General features: G+C 73.1%; 14 protein-coding genes. 12 read left to right on the top strand and 2 right to left on the bottom strand.

Annotated features, from left to right (window positions below; all coding sequences use genetic code 11):
* The 3 genes from dnaA to gnd all read left to right on the top strand — a co-directional run.
* A partial coding sequence (gene dnaA, locus J3473_RS03935; RefSeq protein WP_207022007.1) for a chromosomal replication initiator protein DnaA occupies nucleotides 1-1,130 on the top strand: 1,130 nt, incomplete at its 5' end.
* A 936-nt stretch (nucleotides 1,131-2,066) separates the two neighbouring features.
* Entirely contained in the window at nucleotides 2,067-3,200 is a 1,134-nt protein-coding gene (gene dnaN, locus J3473_RS03930; RefSeq protein WP_030527290.1) for a DNA polymerase III subunit beta, read from the top strand.
* 85 nt (nucleotides 3,201-3,285) lie between these two features.
* Complete coding sequence (gene gnd, locus J3473_RS03925) at nucleotides 3,286-4,308, top strand: phosphogluconate dehydrogenase (NAD(+)-dependent, decarboxylating) (RefSeq protein WP_207022006.1); 1,023 nt, start codon at nucleotides 3,286-3,288, stop codon at nucleotides 4,306-4,308.
* Between the two features lie 24 nt (nucleotides 4,309-4,332).
* Here the strand turns inward: gnd and J3473_RS03920 are convergent, their stop codons facing one another.
* Entirely contained in the window at nucleotides 4,333-4,713 is a 381-nt protein-coding gene (locus tag J3473_RS03920) for a type VI secretion system tube protein Hcp (protein WP_207022005.1), read from the bottom strand.
* Between the two features lie 346 nt (nucleotides 4,714-5,059).
* On the opposite strand from J3473_RS03920, the gene recF reads away from it, so the two are divergent.
* Nucleotides 5,060-6,355 carry a DNA replication/repair protein RecF gene (recF, locus tag J3473_RS03915; RefSeq protein ID WP_207022004.1) on the top strand — a complete coding sequence of 432 codons (1,296 nt, stop codon included), beginning with the start codon at nucleotides 5,060-5,062 and terminating at the stop codon, nucleotides 6,353-6,355.
* Complete coding sequence (locus J3473_RS03910) at nucleotides 6,339-7,037, top strand: DUF721 domain-containing protein (RefSeq protein WP_306790175.1); 699 nt, start codon at nucleotides 6,339-6,341, stop codon at nucleotides 7,035-7,037. The genes recF and J3473_RS03910 overlap by 17 nt, the downstream gene beginning before the upstream one ends.
* Before the next feature lie 131 nt (nucleotides 7,038-7,168).
* Here J3473_RS03910 and J3473_RS03905 read toward each other — a convergent pair whose 3' ends face one another.
* Complete coding sequence (locus tag J3473_RS03905) at nucleotides 7,169-7,915, bottom strand: TetR/AcrR family transcriptional regulator (protein WP_207022003.1); 747 nt, start codon at nucleotides 7,913-7,915, stop codon at nucleotides 7,169-7,171.
* A gap of 107 nt (nucleotides 7,916-8,022) precedes the next feature.
* Here J3473_RS03905 and J3473_RS03900 point away from each other — a divergent pair, with 107 nt between their 5' ends.
* The 7 genes from J3473_RS03900 (at nucleotide 8,023) to J3473_RS03870 (ending at nucleotide 17,917) form a co-directional block, all read left to right on the top strand.
* The gene (locus J3473_RS03900; RefSeq protein ID WP_207022002.1) at nucleotides 8,023-8,496 is read left to right on the top strand and encodes a nitroreductase family deazaflavin-dependent oxidoreductase; all 474 of its coding nucleotides are present in this window, start codon (nucleotides 8,023-8,025) and stop codon (nucleotides 8,494-8,496) included.
* 30 nt (nucleotides 8,497-8,526) lie between these two features.
* A complete protein-coding gene (locus tag J3473_RS03895) occupies nucleotides 8,527-9,279 on the top strand; it encodes an enoyl-CoA hydratase-related protein (protein ID WP_242525675.1) in 753 nt (250 codons plus the stop codon).
* A gap of 61 nt (nucleotides 9,280-9,340) precedes the next feature.
* Complete coding sequence (locus J3473_RS03890; RefSeq protein WP_207022001.1) at nucleotides 9,341-10,792, top strand: protealysin inhibitor emfourin; 1,452 nt, start codon at nucleotides 9,341-9,343, stop codon at nucleotides 10,790-10,792.
* A gap of 179 nt (nucleotides 10,793-10,971) precedes the next feature.
* A complete protein-coding gene (locus J3473_RS03885; protein WP_207022000.1) occupies nucleotides 10,972-12,294 on the top strand; it encodes a hypothetical protein in 1,323 nt (440 codons plus the stop codon).
* Nucleotides 12,295-12,589: 295 nt separating this feature from the next.
* Nucleotides 12,590-14,662 carry a DNA topoisomerase (ATP-hydrolyzing) subunit B gene (gene gyrB / locus J3473_RS03880; protein ID WP_306790180.1) on the top strand — a complete coding sequence of 691 codons (2,073 nt, stop codon included), beginning with the start codon at nucleotides 12,590-12,592 and terminating at the stop codon, nucleotides 14,660-14,662.
* Between the two features lie 52 nt (nucleotides 14,663-14,714).
* Nucleotides 14,715-17,354 carry a DNA gyrase subunit A gene (gyrA, locus tag J3473_RS03875; protein ID WP_207021998.1) on the top strand — a complete coding sequence of 880 codons (2,640 nt, stop codon included), beginning with the start codon at nucleotides 14,715-14,717 and terminating at the stop codon, nucleotides 17,352-17,354.
* The gene (locus J3473_RS03870; RefSeq protein ID WP_242525674.1) at nucleotides 17,351-17,917 is read left to right on the top strand and encodes a DUF3566 domain-containing protein; all 567 of its coding nucleotides are present in this window, start codon (nucleotides 17,351-17,353) and stop codon (nucleotides 17,915-17,917) included. Before gyrA ends, J3473_RS03870 begins: the two co-directional genes overlap by 4 nt.
* The last annotated feature ends 128 nt before the right edge of the window (nucleotides 17,918-18,045 follow it).

Below are 18,045 nucleotides of genomic sequence, written 5' to 3'. Positions count from 1 at the left end.
CGCCCCCGCCGCCGAGGGGGGCAGCCGGCCGCGACCTCGTCGCGGTCCCCGGGATGCGCCGGCCGCGGCCGGGCGCGCAGGTGCCGGAGCAGATCGAGCTGACGCGCCTGAACCCCAAGTACACCTTCGACACCTTCGTCATCGGCGCGAGCAACCGGTTCGCGCACGCCGCGGCCGTCGCCGTCGCCGAGGCGCCGGCCAAGGCGTACAACCCGCTGTTCGTCTACGGCGACTCGGGGCTGGGCAAGACCCACCTGCTGCACGCCATCGGGCACTACGCGCGCAACCTCTTCCCGCACGTCAAGGTGCGGTACGTGAACTCCGAGGAGTTCACCAACGACTTCATCAACAGCATCCGTGACGACAAGGCGGCCAACTTCCAGCGCCGCTACCGCGACGTCGACGTGCTGCTCATCGACGACATCCAGTTCCTCCAGGGCAAGGTGCAGACGCAGGAGGAGTTCTTCCACACGTTCAACACCCTGCACAACGCCGGCAAGCAGGTCGTCATCACGAGCGACGTCCCGCCGAAGCTGCTCACCGGCTTCGAGGCGCGGATGCGCAGCCGCTTCGAGATGGGCCTGCTCACCGACGTGCAGCCGCCCGACCTCGAGACGCGCATCGCCATCCTGCGCAAGAAGGCCATCCAGGAGCGCCTGTCGGTGCCCGAGGACGTGCACGAGTTCATCGCGTCGCGGATCTCGACGAACATCCGCGAGCTCGAGGGCGCCCTCATCCGCGTCACGGCCTTCGCGAGCCTCAACCGCCAGCCGGTCGACATGAGCCTCGCCGAGATCGTCCTGCGCGACCTCATCCCCGACGACTCGACGAGCCAGGTCACGCCGGCGACGATCATCGCGCAGACCGCGGCCTACTTCGGGCTGACGATCGAGGACCTCCAGGGCCAGTCCCGCTCGCGCGTGCTCGTCACGGCGCGGCAGATCGCGATGTACCTGTGCCGCGAGCTGACCGAGATGTCGCTGCCGAAGATCGGGCAGCAGTTCGGCGGCCGCGACCACACGACGGTCATGCACGCCGAGAAGAAGATCCGGCAGCTGATGGCCGAGCGTCGCGCCATCTACAACCAGGTCACAGAGCTGACCAACCGGATCAAGCAGCAGTCCCGCTGACGCCCGGCGTCGGCCTCCCCGACGCCGTTGGGGTCCCGTCGTCCCGTCGCGCCCTGCTGATCCCGCACGTGCGGGGTTGTCGCTGTCCGCACGCCGTCCGGACCACGGACGGCCCGCACGTGCGGGCTTATCGCTGTCCGCGCCCGTTCCGGACCCCAACCCCGCACGTGCCGGGTTGTCGCTGTCCGCACGCCGTCCGGACCACGGAAAGCCCGCACGTGCGCGGTGATCGGGAGTCCGCCGGCCGTCCCCACCCGGTCCACACCTCGTCCCCCGGTCGTCCGCAGGGTTCTCCACAGGTTGTGCACAACCGGTGTACAACCTTCGTCCAAGGCTGGGAGGACGCTGGCCCGCGTCGCGCCGCGGAACCCGTCGTTCACCCCCCGTTCGCCCGACCCGGCCCTCCGTCATCCACCGCTGGGTACAAGCCTGTGGACAACTCGCCCCCACCCCCGCCACGACGCCCCGCACGCCACGGTTTGTCCACAAGGCCTGTGGACGACTGTGGACGACGGCCTCGACGCCGTGGACGACGGATGACGCCCCCGTGGACGCCCTGTGGACGCGATCTCGTCGTCAACACGACGGTTGATCTTCTCCACGACCGGTCCACGGTCCGTCCACACCGCGCGCCGCGCCGATGACCTGCGCCGACGCCCCGCCGTCCACAGGATCCACACCTCCGACCACGACGACGAGATCCCTCAATCACCCTGTCCGCCCCGACCAGGTGCTGGGGACGGCGACCCCCGGCCCGACCTCTCGATGATCGGCTCGAGCACCCGCTCGGAGCGGATGGTGCGCTCCGAGGACGTGCACTAGTGTCAGGGACCCCGCCCGCGTGAGGGAGGCGCGGTCGCGCGTCCCGAGCCGGTGCGGTGTGGTCTCCGATGCACGACAGGGGCGGCTGGTCCGCGCCGGACAAGGGTGGTAGCCGTGAAGTTCCGCGTCGAGCGCGACGTCCTCGCCGAGGCGGTCACCTGGGTGGCCCGTGGCCTGCCCGCGCGCCCGCCGGTCCCGGTGCTCGCCGGCATCCTGCTCGAGGCCTCCGACGACGGCACCCTGACCCTCTCGGCGTTCGACTACGAGGTCTCCGCCCGGGTCACCGTCGCGGCCGAGGTCTCCGAGGCCGGCACCGTCCTCGTGCTCGGCCGCCTCCTCGCCGACATCTCGCGCAACCTGCCGGACCGCCCGATCGACGTCGTCGCCGAGGGCAGCAAGGTCCAGGTCACGTGCGGGGCCTCCCGCTTCAGCCTGCTGATGATGCCCGCCGACGACTACCCGACCCTCCCCAGCTCGCCCGAGCCCACCGGGTCGGTCGACGGCCACCTCTTCACCCAGGCGGTCGCCCAGGTGTCGGTCGCGGCCGACCGCGGCGACACCCTCCCGATCCTCACCGGCGTCCGGGTCGAGGTCGAGGGCGACAAGATGACGCTGCTCGCCACCGACCGCTACCGCCTCGCGATGCGCGAGCTGACCTGGAACCCGACGGCCACGGATGCGAGCCACGTCGTCCTCGTCCCGGCCCGCACCCTGAGCGAGACCGCCCGCAGCCTCGGCGCCGCCGGCTCCATCGACGTCGCCCTCGGCGCCACCGCGGGCGGCGACGGCCTCGCCGGCTTCGAGGCCGGCCGGCGCCGCACGACCACCCGCCTCCTCGACGGCGAGTACCCCAAGGTCTCCTCGATCTTCCCGACGAGCTCCGAGACCGACGCGGTCGTCCGCACCGCCGAGCTCGTCGAGGCCGTCAAGCGCGTCGCGCTCGTGGCCGAGCGCAACACCCCTGTGCGCCTTCGCTTCTCGGGCGACCAGGTGGCCATCGAGGCCGGCACCGGTGACGACGCCCAGGCGTCCGAGGCGGTCGAGTGCGCCCTGACCGGTCCCGACATCGAGATCGCCTTCAACCCCCAGTACCTGCTCGACGGCCTCGGCGTCGTCGGCACCGACTGGTCGCGGATCTCCTTCACGCAGGCCTCGCGCCCGGCCGTGCTCAGCGGCCAGGAGAGCGCCGACGGCGAGGCCGACACCTCGTACCGGTACGTCCTCATGCCGGTCCGCTTCGCGTCCTGACCCGCAGCCGCCCCCACCGGGCCGGTGGCGGGCGGCGTAGCCTTCGGGACGGACACCTGCGACACCTCGACGAAGGAGCCTTCGGATGCAGCTCGGACTGGTCGGCCTCGGCAAGATGGGCGGCAACATGCGCGAGCGTCTGCGCCGCGCGGGCCACGAGGTCGTCGGGTACGACCGCAACCGCCAGGTGTCGGACGCCCGCTCGCTCGCCGACATGGTCAAGCAGCTCGAGGGCCCGCGCGTGGTCTGGGTGATGGTCCCCCACGGCGCCCCGACGACCGAGACGATCGAGAAGCTCGCCGACCTCCTCGACAAGGGCGACCTGGTCATCGACGGCGGCAACAGCAAGTTCACCGACGACGCCGTCCACGAGAAGCTGCTCAAGGCCAAGGGCATCGGCTACCTCGACTGCGGCGTCTCCGGCGGCATCTGGGGCCTCGAGAACGGCTACGGCCTCATGGTCGGCGGCACCGCGGCCAACGTGAAGAAGGCGATGCCCGTCTTCGACGCGCTGCGCCCCGAGGGCCCGCGCGACGAGGGCTTCGTCCACGCCGGCAAGGTCGGCGCCGGGCACTACACGAAGATGGTCCACAACGGCATCGAGTACGGCCTCATGCAGGCCTACGCCGAGGGCTACGAGCTGCTCGAGAAGAAGGACATCGTCGAGAACGTCCCCGGTGCCTTCAAGGCCTGGAGCCGCGGCACGGTCGTGCGCTCCTGGCTGCTCGACCTCATGGTCGCCGCGCTCGAGGACAACCCGAGCCTCGAGGACGTCTCGGACTACACGGTCGACTCCGGCGAGGGTCGCTGGACGGTCGAGGAGGCCATCGAGCTCGGCGTGCCGATGCCCGTCATCTCGGCCTCGCTCTTCGCCCGTTTCGCCTCGCGCCAGCACACCTCCCCCTCGATGCAGGCCGTCGCGGCGCTGCGCGGCCAGTTCGGCGGCCACCAGGTGATGACCGTCGCCGAGGGCGAGGCCCTGCGCGGCGGCGAGGACGCCACGAGCACGCCGGCCAAGCGCGCCGCGGACGTCAAGAAGGCCGCGACGAAGGGCACCGCCCGCAAGGCCGCCGCGAAGAAGTCGGCCGCCAAGCGCACCGACCTTTGACACCTGCCGCCGCGGGGCGCGGGCTCAGGCCACCCGGCCGGAGCGCAGGTCCCAGGTCACGGACACCGGCGTACCGGTCGAGCCGTCGGGGTTCCGGGGCGTCCAGGTCTCGGTGACCCCGCCCATCGCGAACGACACGACGTCGACCGGCAGGCCGGCGCTCGACATCACCTCATAGCCGATGAGCACGACGTCGGTGAAGGCGAGGGTCATCGTCTCGACGGGGTTCTCGCCGGTCCGCACGACGTGGACGACGGCGCTGCGCACCGTCCGACCGGTCACGAGCCGGCGGAGCAGCTGGGGCGAGGCCGACGACGAGAACGCCGCGAGCCGAACATCGCCGGCGACCGGCCGGCCGGCCGGCGGAGGAGCCGGCGCCGGTGGTGGTGCGCGTGGCCTTGACACCCCAGTCGAGGGCGAGCAGCTCGACGGCGCCGGGGAAGCGCTCGGCCTGCGCGTCGCCCGCGATGCCGTCCGCGACGAGGTACAGGTCGCAGCCGCCGGAGGCGAGGGCGTCCGGCGGGACGACGAGCCCGGCCGGGGTGGCGGCCTGCGCCGCGGTCGCGAGGCCGAGGGTGCCGAGGGTGCCGAGCCCGAGGGCTCCGACGAGGGTGCGGCGGCTGGTGCCGAGCGAGGGGTGGGTCATCCGTGCCTCCTGGGTGCGGGCACCGGGGCGTCCGGTGCGCTCGGCGGGAGGAGGCACGGCACCGGCCCGGTGATACCGCGGCGGGCCGCGCACTAGTCTCGGGGAGTGTTCGTCCGGCACCTCTCCCTCGGGGACTTCCGCAGCTACGAGCGGGCCGAGCTCCCGCTCGGGCCGGGCGTGACGACCCTCGTCGGGCTCAACGGGCAGGGCAAGACCAACCTCGTCGAGGCCGTCGGGTACCTCGCCTCGCTCTCCAGCCACCGGGTGGCGACGGATGCGCCGCTCGTCCGGTTCGGCGCCGAGCGGGCGGTCGTGCGCGGCGCGGTGGTCCGTGACGGACGCGAGACGATGGTCGAGCTCGAGATCACGCCCGGCCGCGCCAACCGGGCCCGGCTCAACCGTTCGCCGGTCCGGCCGCGCGAGGTGCTCGGCACGCTGCGCACGGTGCTCTTCGCGCCGGAGGACCTCGCCCTGGTCAAGGGCGACCCAGGCGAGCGCCGGCGCTTCCTCGACGACCTCCTCGTCGCGCGCCAGCCGCGGTGGGCCGGGGTGCGCCAGGAGTACGACCGCATCGTCAAGCAGCGCTCGGCCCTCCTCAAGTCCGCGCAGCCCTACCTCTCGCGCCGGGCGCGCGGGCGGCGGCCGCGCCCGGGCGCCGAGGCGCTCGACCCGGCGTCGGAGGCGGCGAGCGCGCTGCACACCCTGTCGGTGTGGGACCAGCAGCTCGCCGGGGTCGGCTCGCAGCTGCTCTACGCACGGCTTCGCCTCCTGCGCGACCTCGCGCCTTACCTGACCAAGGCCTACGACGAGGTGAGCAACGGGCAGTCGGACGCCCGGGTCGCCTACCGCTCCTCCCTGCGCGAGGCGACGGCGGGGCGCATCGCGGCCGGTGAGGTGCCCGAGGTCGCCGAGCTGCACGAGGAGGTGGTCGCGAGCCTCGCCGAGGTGCGGGACCAGGAGGTCGAGCGGGGCGTCTGCCTCGTCGGGCCCCACCGCGACGACGTGCTCCTCACCCTCGGGGAGCTGCCGGCCAAGGGGTACGCGAGCCACGGGGAGTCCTGGTCGTTCGCGCTCGGGCTGCGGCTCGCGGCCTTCCAGCTGCTGCGCACCGACCTCGGCGACGACCCGGTGCTCGTCCTCGACGACGTCTTCGCCGAGCTCGACGCAGGCCGCCGCGAGCGGCTGGCCGCGATGGTCGCCGACGCCGAGCAGGTGCTCGTGACGGCCGCGGTCCCCGCCGACGTCCCGGCCTCGCTCGCCGGTGCGACGCGCAGGGTCACGCTCGGTACCGTCGAGACCGACGAGGAGCCCGCGGCAGGCGGGCGCGCCGGCGCTGCCGAGGACGACGGCGTGCACGAGGGCGAGCAGGTCGCGGAGGCCGACGGTGCCGACCCCTCCTGACCCACGCGTATCGGGTGACCCGATACGGCCGCGCTCTCCCCGGGAACCGTTCCCGGGGGAAGCGACAGGTTCTCGGGGGGAGCAGCCCGACCAGGGCCCGGATGCCTCGCCGCCCGGTGCGCCGACGCCGCAGCTCCCGGTCGAGGACGGCGACGACGCCGCCACCGGGTTCGCCGCCGACGGGGCGCCCGAGGTCGAGGAGGGGCTCGCGGCGGCCGAGGCGCTGGCCCGCGCCCGCGCCGCGGCCCGGGCGAAGGGTCTGCGACCGGGCCTCAAGCCGCGCCGCCGCGCGAAGGACGTCCCCGGCGGCCGCAAGCGCTCGGGACGCGACCCGCAGCTGCTGTCGGACCAGATCGACCGGTTCGTCAACGACCGGGGCTGGGGCGCCGACGTCGCCGTCGGCTCGGTCATCGGCCGGTGGCCCGGCATCGTCGGGCCCGACATCTCGGCGCACTGCCAGCCGACGGACTTCGTCGACGGCGTCCTCACCATCCGGGCCGACTCGACCGCCTGGGCGACGCAGCTGCGGCTGCTCGAGAACACGCTGATGACCCGGCTCACCGACGAGGTCGGCGAGGGCACGGTCACCGAGCTGCGCGTCGTCGGCCCGAGCGCGCCGACCTGGTCGCGCGGCCGTCGCCGGGTGCAGGACGGTCGCGGCCCCCGCGACACCTACGGCTGACCGGACCCCTTCGTCCCGGACCCTCACACCCATCGACTTCTTGCGAGTTCCGCCGCTCGACACGCCGTCCGGCGGCGTGTCGAGCGGCTCAACTCGCAATCAGTGGGGAAGAGCCGGGGGTGGGAGGGGCGTCAGGCGGGGGTGCGCAGGTGAGCGAGGGTGAGGCGCAGCTGGTGCTCGAGGAGGGCGCCGGGGTCGGTCAGGGTGTCGCGCCCGTACTGGCCGAAGACCTCGAGGCTCGTGCCGCCGACGAGCACCGCCCAGAGCAGCAGCGCGCGCCCCATGACGTCCGGGCCGCCCGGCAGCCCGGTCTCGTCGCAGAGCCGGTGCAGGTCCGCGACCAGCCCACTCGCTCGATCCGGCCCGGCCGTTCCGCCGGATGCCTCCAGCAGCGGCGCGTCGACCGGCACCGCGCTGACCGGCGACACCGCACCCGCCTCGACGCCCTCCGCGAGCAGTTTGAGCAAGGCGAACGTCACGCGCGTGCCGGGCTCGACGGTCCGCTCGGCCGGCGCCTCGTACCCGGGCACCGGGCTGCCGTAGAGCAGCGCGTACCGCGAGGGGTCGCCGACCGCCCAGGCGCGGAACGCCGTGCCGGCGACGACGACCCGCTCGTCCCACGGGCGGTCACCGGCCGCGGCGACCGCCGCGTCGACGGCGTCGGCCAGCTCGGTGTAGGCGTCGACGACGAGGAGCGTCAGCAGCTCGTCCCGGTTGGCGACGTACCTGTACACGGCCGACGAGACCATCCCCAGCTCGCGCGTCACCGCCCGCAGCGACAGCCCCGCGGCGCCCTCCGTCGCCAGGTGCCGCCGGCCGACCTCGACGATGCGCGTCTCGAGGTCGCGACGGCGCTCGGCGCGGGAAGTGGAAGGCACGGGATTATCCAACCACACAAACGAGAGCACTGCTCTTGACAGCGCACACGACCCGGGCGCACACTCCACACATAACGAGAGCACCGCTCTCACTTCCTGAGGAGCCGATGACCGTGACCGCCCACCACCCCTCCGCCGACCGCTACGTCCGCCCCGACACCCGGATGGACGCCGCCTTCAACGCGCTCGTCCGCTGGCTGACCGCCCGCGGCATCAGCCTGCTCGGCTCCCGCGTCCTCACGGTCACCGGCCGGCGCTCCGGCCTGCCGCGCAGCACGCCGGTCAACCTCATGCCGCTCGACGACGAGCGCTATCTCGTCGCCCCGCGCGGCGTCACCGAGTGGGTACGCAACGTGCGCGCGAACCCCGAGGCCGAGCTGCGGCTCGGGCGCCGGACCGAGCGGGTGCGCCTCGTCGAGGTCCCGGTCGAGGAACGCCCTGCGGTCCTGCGCGTCTACCTGCGGCGTTGGGGCTGGGAGGTCGGCCGGTTCGTCGAGGGCCTCTCGAAGGACTCGACCGACGCCGAGCTCGCCGCGGCCGCCCCCGGCTTCCCGGTCTTCCGGGTGACGACCGCCCCCTGAGCCACGGCGTCCGGCGGCTAGGGTCGGCCCGTGGATGCCGACGTCGCCCCCCTGGTCCGCCGTGACGACGAGGACCGGGTCGCGGTCCTCACCCTCGACTCGCCGGCCAACCGCAACGCGCTCTCGCGCCGCCTGCTCGCCGACCTGCGCGACCGGCTGGCCGAGGTCGCGCAGGACGAGTCGGTCCACGCCGTCCTCCTGCGCTCGAGCCATCGCGTCTTCTGCGCCGGCGCCGACCTCAAGGAGGCGGCGACCGTCGACATGACCGAGCAGGCCCGCGCCATCGTCGACGTCCAGCGCCGCATCGCCGCGCTGCCGGTGCCGGTCGTCGCCCGGCTCGACGGCCCGGTGCGCGCCGGCGGCATCGGGCTCGTCGCCTCCGCCGACGTCGTCGTCTGTCGCGACGACGTGGGCTTCGCCCTCACCGAGGTCCGCCTCGGGCTCGCGGCCGCCACCATCTCCATCCCGCTGCGGCACCGCCTCACCCCGCGCTCGGCTGCCGACTGGTTCCTCACCGGCCGCGTCTTCACCGCCGCCGAGGCCCGCGCCCAAGGGCTCGTCACCCACGTCGCCGACGAGGCCGGGATGGACGCGACGGTCGGCGCCGTCCTCGACGACCTGCGGGCCGGCGCCCGGCAGGGGCTGACCGCGGCCAAGCAGATCCTCAACGCCGACCTCCTCGCCTCCTTCGAGCGCGACGGGGAGGCGATGGCGCGGATGTCGGGCGAGCTGTTCCACTCCGACCTCGCGCAGGAGCAGATGGCCGCGGCGCTGCGCCGCTGACCACCCGCCGCGGCCAACCCGTCGGGTCGCGGCTGTCGGTGGGCGGGTCCATCGTGGAGGGATGACGCACTCGCCCGCCCGCTGCTCGATCGTCCCGCCGTACCTGCTCGCCGCGCTCGCGGCCTCCGGCGACGACCACGTCGCGCAGCGCGCCGACGCCACGCTGCGCAGCGACGCCGCGCTCCGGCGCGGGCGGGTCACCGCCGAGGCGCGTCCCGGCGGGACGACGCTGCCCGGCGGGGCGGCCGGGAGCGCCGACGGGCCGCAGCGCACCGTCCACGACGCCCAGCAGGGCACGACCCTGCCCGGGGTGAAGGTGCGCGGCGAGGGCGACCCGGCCACCGCCGACACCGCCGTCACCGAGGCCTACGACGGCCTCGGCGCCACGTGGCAGCTGTGGCAGGAGGCGTACGGGCGCAACTCCCTCGACGGCAAGGGCCTGCCTCTCGTCGCCACCGTCCACTACGGGCGCGACTACGACAACGCCTTCTGGGACGGCGCCCAGATGGTCTTCGGCGACGGTGACGGCGAGGTGTTCCTCGGGTTCACCCGCAGCCTCGACGTCATCGGCCACGAGCTCGCGCACGGCGTCACCCAGTACACGGCGGGCCTGAACTACCAGGGGCAGTCCGGGGCGCTCAACGAGTCGGTGTCCGACGTCTTCGGCGTGCTCGTCAAGCAGCACTCGCTCGGCCAGGACGCCGCCGCTGCCGACTGGCTCATCGGCGCCGACCTCCTCGCGCCGGGTGTCCAGGGCGTGGCGCTGCGCTCGATGGCCGCCCCCGGGACCGCCTACGACGACCCGCGCCTGGGCAAGGACCCGCAGCCCGCGCACCTGCGCGACTACGTCGAGACCTCCGAGGACAACGGCGGCGTCCACATCAACTCCGGCATCCCGAACAAGGCCTTCCACGACCTTGCGGTCGCGCTCGGCGGCAACGCCTGGGAGGTCGCCGGACAGGTCTGGTTCGACACGATCGTCGGCGAGATCCGCGCCGACTGCGACTTCGCGACGTTCGCCGGGCTGACGCTGGCCGCCGCCACCGCGCGGTACGGCGAGGGCTCGCGGGAGGCGGAGGCCGTACGCGTCGCATGGAGCGGTGTCGGCGTCGAGGTCGGGACGGACGCCCCCGCGCCCGGCTCCCCCGCCCCGCAGGCGCCCGGCACGCCGGCCCCGGATGCCCCCGCCCCCACCCCGGACGCGCCGGAGGCGCCGGCGCCCGGGACCGAGCTCGAGGTCAGGCGCACCGGCGGGTTCGCCGGTCGCACCCGCACCCGCACGGTCGTCCTCGGCGAGCTGCCCGAGCCCGACAACCGTGCCTGGCACGACCTCATCGCCACCGACCGCCTGCGGATGCTCGCCGCCGGCGTCGAGCGCGAGTACCCGGACGCGTACTGCTACGGCGTGCGCTGCGCGGTGCCGGAGGTCGACGTCGTCGTGCCCGAGCCGGCCCTGACCGACGACGTCCGCGACCTGTTCGAGCGCACCCTGCGCCCCCACACGGACGGCTGACCTGCGGGGGGACCGCCGCAGGAGCGGCGGGTCGTTCGTTCGGCCGGACTCCCGGGACGTCGGGGGGAGCCGGGCCGCGAGCGGCAGCGGTTGGCGACGGCGCGCGGGCACCGTGGGAGAAACCTTCGCCCACGGTGACCACCATCCGCCGGTCGCCGCCCATCGGAACGGACTCCGACGTGAACGACCACGCCCCCGGCCGCGACCCCGGCCACCCCGCGCGCGACCCCCGCGACCCCGGGGGCGCGCGCTCCGGTGACGGTGGGCCCGGCGGCCGCGGCCCGATGCGCGACCTGCTCGCCAGCGCGCTCGTCGGCATCGAGGCGCGGCGCCGGGTCGACCCCTCGCACGTGGGCCGGGTGCGCGTCACCTCGGCCACCGGCGGCGGCCCGCTCGTCGTCCACGACGACGGGGTGGGCTTCACGCCGCAGGAGGTGCGCTGGCTGAGCGCCGCGCCCGCCACGGCCGAGCACGGCCAGGTCCGCGAGGGCCTGCGCCGCTACGAGACCTCGCTCCTCACGGCCTTCGGCGTCGCCGACGTCGTCGAGCTCGTGACCCGCTCGGCGCTGGTCCCGATGGCCCCGACGATGCGCTGGGTCGGCCTGCCCGACGGCACCGTCCTCGTCACCCTCGCCGACGAGCCGCTCGAGCGGCCCGGCACCCAGATCCGCCTGCACCCGCGTCGCGCCACCCGCACCTGGTGCACCCCCGAGACCGTCCTCGAGCAGGTGCTCGACATCATCGACCAGCTGCCGGTCGCGGTCGAGGTCGACGGCGTCCTCGTCTCCGGCGGCACAACTCTGTGGGAGCGCCCCGCCGCGCAGCAGGCCGAGTGGTGCCGCCAGCGCCTGGGCGTCGACCCGCTCGCGGTGCTGCCGCTGCGCACGACGGTCTCGGGCGTGCGCGCCGTCGCCGCCGTCCTGCCGCTCGAGACCGGTCCCGACCACCACGAGGGCCACCGCCGCTACGTCGGCGGGATGCTCGCCGAGGAGGGCCCGTCCGCCCTCGTCCCGGACTGGCTGACCTTCTGCACCGTGCTCGTCGACGACCGGCGCGACGCCCTGACCGACCCCGCGCACGACGACGCCGCCGTCGCGGAGCGCGTCGGGCGCGCGGTCCTCGCGCAGCTCATCCTCCTGGGAGCGGCCGACCCCGCGCTGTACCGGCAGGTCATCGACCTCCACGGCAGCGCCCTGGCCCGGCACGCCCTCGAGCACCGCGACCTGCTCGACCTCGTCCGCTCGACGGTGCCGCTGCCGACGACGCTCGGCCCCCGCACCCTCGACGAGCTCGCCGGCCTCGGCGAGGTGCTCTACACCGACGACCCCGCCGTGCTCGCCGCCGTCACCGCCGCGGCGACCCGCGACGGCCTCGTCGTCGTCGACGCGACCCGGCCCCACCTGGCCACGCTCCTCGACGGGCTGGCCGCGGCGCGGGTCACCGAACCGGCCGTCGTGCGGGTCCGGCCGAGCGTCGCGGACGTGCACGGCGCCGCGTGCTGACCCCCGGCGCGGACGAGCCCGAGGAAGGCCGCTCAGCGCCGCTGGGAGCCCGGGTTGCGTGTGGGGAGTCGTGGACACCCTCGAAAATCGGTGAGAACCGGCGCCACGGGCCTCCCAGCGGGTGATCTGTCGGCCCCGAGCGGTAGGATGGGCGGCAACAGCGCGCCCGTGGGTGACCAGCCCGTGGGCGCGCGCCATGAGCACCGGTCGGGCGTGCACGCCCCCCGGAGCCAGCCGACGAAGGAGCCCCGTGGCCGACCAGCCCGACACCCCCGACGTGCCCGCCGAGGACCCCGTGGTCCCGCCGCAGGAGGAGCAGGCCACCCCGGTCGCCGGCCCCGCCTACGACGCCTCCGCGATCACCGTGCTCGAGGGGCTCGAGGCCGTCCGCAAGCGCCCGGGCATGTACATCGGCTCCACCGGCGAGCGCGGCCTGCACCACCTCGTCTGGGAGATCGTCGACAACGCGGTCGACGAGGCCCTCGCCGGTTACGCCGACACCATCGACGTCATCCTCATGGAGGACGGCGCGGTCCGGGTCAAGGACAACGGCCGCGGCATCCCCACCGACATGCACCCGACCGAGGGCGTGAGCGCGGTCGAGCTCGTCCTCACCCAGCTGCACGCGGGCGGCAAGTTCGGCGGCGGCGGGTACAAGGTCTCCGGCGGCCTGCACGGCGTCGGCTCCTCGGTCGTCAACGCGCTCTCCACGCGCCTCGACGTCTGCGTGCGCCAGAAGGGTCACGCGCACCGGATGTCCTTCGACCACGGCGTGCCCACCGGCCCCCTCACGCAGATGGAGGAGACCGACCGCACCGGCACGACCATCACGTTCTGGGCGAGCCCCGAGATCTTCGAGACGACCGAGTACGACTGGGAGACGATCCGCTCGCGCTTCCAGCAGTACGCGTTCCTCAACAAGGGCCTGACGATCAACCTCGTCGACGAGCGCGTCACCGAGGCCGCCGGCGAGGGCGAGCCCGACCTCGACGGCGTCGACTCCGACATCACGGTCGTCGAGGACAGCGAGGACGCCGGCGCCGACGGCACGGCCCGCACGACGACGGCCCGCTCGGTCTCCTACCGCTACGACAACGGCCTCGTCGACTACGTCGACCACCTCGTCGCGTCCAAGCGCAGCGAGCCGGTGCACCCCGACGTCATCGCGATCGAGGTCGAGGACGAGGCGCGCAGCCTCTCCCTCGAGCTCGCGATGCAGTGGACGACCGCGTACTCCGAGTCCGTCCACACCTACGCGAACACCATCAACACCCACGAGGGCGGCACCCACGAGGAGGGCTTCCGCGCGGCGCTGACCAAGCTCGTCAACGACTTCGCGCGCAAGCAGAACCAGCTCAAGGAGAAGGACGACAACCTCACCGGTGACGACGTCCGGGAGGGCCTGACCGCCGTCATCAGCGTCAAGCTCGGCGAGCCGCAGTTCGAGGGCCAGACCAAGACCAAGCTCGGCAACTCCGAGGTCAAGGGCTTCGTCCAGCGCGCGATGACCGAGGAGTTCGGCGACTGGCTCGAGCGCCACCCGAACGAGGGCAAGGAGATCGTCCGCAAGGCGATCCAGGCGGCGACGGCCCGGATGGCCGCGCGCAAGGCCCGCGAGGCCACCCGCAAGCGGGTGCTGGAGTCCGGCGGCCTGCCCGGCAAGCTGCGTGACTGCCAGGCCAAGGACCCGGCCGTGTCCGAGGTGTTCATCGTCGAGGGCGACTCCGCCGGAGGCTCGGCGGTGCGCGGGCGCAACCCGCACACCCAGGCGATCCTCCCGATCCGCGGCAAGATCCTCAACGTCGAGCGCGCGCGCCTCGACAAGGCCCTCGCCAACCAGGAGGTGCAGGCGCTCATCTCGGCGTTCGGCACCGGCATCGGCGAGGACTTCGACATCGAGAAGGCGCGGTACCACAAGATCGTGCTGATGGCCGACGCCGACGTCGACGGCATGCACATCCGGACGCTGCTGCTCACGCTGCTCTTCCGGTTCATGAAGCCGCTCATCGAGGCCGGCTACGTCTACCTCGCGCAGCCGCCGCTGTACCGCCTCAAGTGGAGCAACGCGGCGCACGAGTTCGCCTTCACCGACCGCGAGCGCGACGCGCTCATCGCGGAGGGCCAGTCCAAGGGCCGCCGCCTGCCGAAGGACAACCCGGTGCAGCGCTACAAGGGTCTCGGCGAGATGGACTACCAGGAGCTGTGGGAGACCACGATGGACCCCGACCAGCGGGTGCTCCTCCAGGTGACGCTCGACGACGCCGCCGCGGCCGACGAGATCTTCTCGATCCTCATGGGCGAGGACGTCGAGAGCCGGCGCTCGTTCATCCAGCGCAACGCGCGCGACGTGCGGTTCCTCGACATCTGACGCCGCGCGTCCCCCACGACCTCCCCTGACGACCCGCTAGGCAAGGACCTCCATGACCGACCAGCCCGTCGAGACCGACCGCACGGAGCCGATCGACCTCAACACCGAGATGCAGCGCTCGTACATCGAGTACGCGATGTCGGTCATCGTCTCCCGCGCGCTGCCCGACGTGCGCGACGGCCTCAAGCCGGTGCACCGTCGCGTGCTCTACGCGATGTACGACGGTGGCTACCGCCCCGACCGCGGCTTCAACAAGTGCAGCCGCGTCGTCGGCGATGTCATGGGCCAGTACCACCCGCACGGCGACAGCGCGATCTACGACGCCCTCGTCCGGCTCGTCCAGGACTGGTCGCTGCGCTACCCGCTCGTCCAGGGCCAGGGCAACTTCGGCTCCCCCGGTGACGACCCGGCCGCCGCGCCGCGGTACACCGAGTGCCGGATGGCGCCGCTGTCGATGGAGATGGTCCGCGACATCGAGCAGGAGACCGTCGACTTCAAGCCGAACTACGACGGCAAGACGCTCGAGCCGGAGGTCCTGCCCTCCCGCTTCCCGAACCTGCTCGTCAACGGCAGCGCCGGCATCGCGGTCGGGATGGCGACGCAGATCCCGCCGCACAACCTGCGCGAGGTCGCCGCGGCCGCCGAGTGGATGCTGCGCCACCCCGACGCCGGCCGCGAGGAGGCGCTCGAGGCGGTCATGAAGACCATCCCGGGGCCGGACTTCCCGACCGGGGCGCTCATCATGGGCCACCGCGGCATCGACGATGCCTACCGCACGGGCCGCGGCTCGATCATCATGCGGGCGGTCGTCGAGGTCGAGGAGATCCACAACCGGCAGTGCCTCGTCGTCACCGAGCTGCCCTACCAGGTCAACCCGGACAGCCTCGCGCAGAAGATCGCCGAGCACGTCAAGGACGGCCGGCTCGCGGGCATCGCCGACATCCGCGACGAGACCTCGGGCCGCACCGGCCAGCGCCTCGTCATCGTGCTCAAGCGCGACGCGGTGGCCAAGGTCGTGCTCAACAACCTCTACAAGCACACCCAGCTGCAGACGACGTTCGGCGCGAACATGCTCGCCCTCGTCGACGGCGTGCCGCGCACGCTGCCGATCGACGCGTTCATCCGCTACTGGTGCGAGCACCAGATCGACGTCATCCAGCGGCGCACGGCCTACCGGCTGCGCAAGGCCGAGGAGGAGATCCACATCCTCCGCGGCTACCTCAAGGCGCTCGACATGCTCGACGAGGTCATCGCGCTCATCCGCCGCAGCCCGACCGTCGAGGAGGCGCGCAACGGCCTCATCGAGCTCCTCGAGATCGATGAGATCCAGGCGCGGGCCATCCTCGACCTGCAGCTGCGGCGCCTCGCGGCCCTCGAGCGGCAGAAGATCATCGACGACCACGACAAGCTGCAGGCGCAGATCGAGGACTTCAAGGACATCCTCGCGACGCCCGGCCGCCAGCGCGACATCGTCTCCGACGAGCTGCGCGCCATCGTCGACAAGTTCGGCGACGACCGCCGCACGACGATCATGCCGACCGACGGCGACATGTCGATGGAGGACCTCATCCCCGAGGAGGACGTGGTCGTCACCATCACCCGCGGCGGCTACGCCAAGCGCACCCGGGTCGACGCGTACCGCTCGCAGCGGCGCGGCGGCAAGGGCGTGCGCGGGGCGGCCCTGCGCGGCGAGGACATGGTCGACCACTTCTTCACGACGACCTCGCACCACTGGCTGCTGTTCTTCACCAACCTCGGCCGGGTCTACCGCGCCAAGGCGTACGAGCTGCCGGACGCCGGCCGTGACGGCAAGGGCCAGCACGTCGCGAACCTCATGGCCTTCCAGCCGGGCGAGGAGATCGCCCAGGTGCTGGCCATCCGCTCCTACGAGGACGCGCCGTACCTGCTCCTCGCGACGCGGGCCGGCCTGGTCAAGAAGACCCGCCTCTCGGAGTACGACAGCCCGCGGGCCGGCGGCCTCATCGCCGTCAACCTGCGCGACGGCGACGAGCTGGTCGGCGTCGGGCTGGTCGAGGCCGAGGACGACCTCATGCTCGTCTCGCGCAAGGGGCAGTCGGTGCGCTTCCACGCCGACGACGCCACGCTGCGCCCGATGGGCCGCGCGACCTCCGGCGTCACCGGCATGAAGTTCCGCGACGGCGACGAGCTGCTCTCGATGTCGGTGGTCGCCGACGGCGAGGACCCGGACGTCTTCGTCGTCTTCGAGTCGGGCCTGGCCAAGCGGTCCAAGGCGTCGGAGTGGAACGTCAAGGGGCGCGCCATCCTCGGTGTCGCGGTCGCGAAGCTGTCCGACAAGGGCGGCGACCTCGTCGGGGCCCTGACCGTCGACGAGGGCGACGAGGTGCTCGTCGTCTTCGAGAAGGGCAACATCGTGCGCTCGCGCGTCGACGAGGTGCGCCTGACCGGCCGCAACACGATGGGCGTGCAGTTCGCCAAGCCGGGCCGCAACGACGCGATCGTCGCCGTCACGCGCAACCCCGAGAAGGAGGTCGAGGAGGCCGTCGAAGCGGCCGAGGAGGCCGCCGGCGAGGGCGCGGGTGACGAGGTGGTCACGACTGTCGAGACCCCGGGTGGCGAGGTCGCAGCCCCGGCGGAGGATGCCGTACCGTCGGACCCGACGTCGACCGACGACTCGTCGGACGACGACGCAGACCGAGGAGGTCGTGAGTGAGCACCGCAGACAGCGCCGGGCGTCCCGCCCGTCCGTCGGGTGCCGCGCGCCCGGCCCGCCAGGAGGCTGCCACGATGCAGCGTGACGCCACCCGTCCGGTCCCGACCGGCCGCGAGGCCGTGCCCGCCGCCGGTCGCGAGGCCGCGGGCTCCGGGTCCACGGCCGCTACGGCGACGAAGCCGGCTCCCCGGCCCGCGTCGTCGCGCCGCGTCAAGCTGACCGTAGCGCGCATCGACCCGTGGTCGGCGATGAAGATGTCGTTCCTGCTGTCGGTGGCGCTGGGCATCGCCCTCGTCGTCGCGACGGTGGTCCTGTGGACCGTCCTCGACGCAATGGGCGTCTTCGACAAGGTCAACGGCGTCATCGGCTCGGTGATCCAGGACGGCGGCACGCGCTTCGACATCCTCGACTTCGTCGGCTTCACCCGCGTGGTGTCGCTCTCGATCGTCATCGCGGTCGTCGACGTCATCCTCATCACCGCGATCGCCACCCTCGGGGCGTTCCTCTACAACCTCTCCTCCGCCCTCGTCGGCGGCGTGCACCTCACCCTCACCGACGACTGAGCGGCCCCCGCACCACCCGCGAACGTGTGTGAAGATCGTCGTCATCCCGACTGTGGTGTGCCAGGACATGCCTGACAGGTGATGTGACAGGACATCGCTGACACTCGAGCGCTGGTGGCTGGATGATC

The sequence above is a fragment of the Phycicoccus sp. DTK01 genome, from assembly GCF_017312765.1.
Lineage (GTDB): Bacteria > Actinomycetota > Actinomycetes > Actinomycetales > Dermatophilaceae > Phycicoccus > Phycicoccus jejuensis.
Note: the sequence above shows the minus strand (reverse complement) of the source record. Positions and strands in the feature narration are given on the sequence as shown.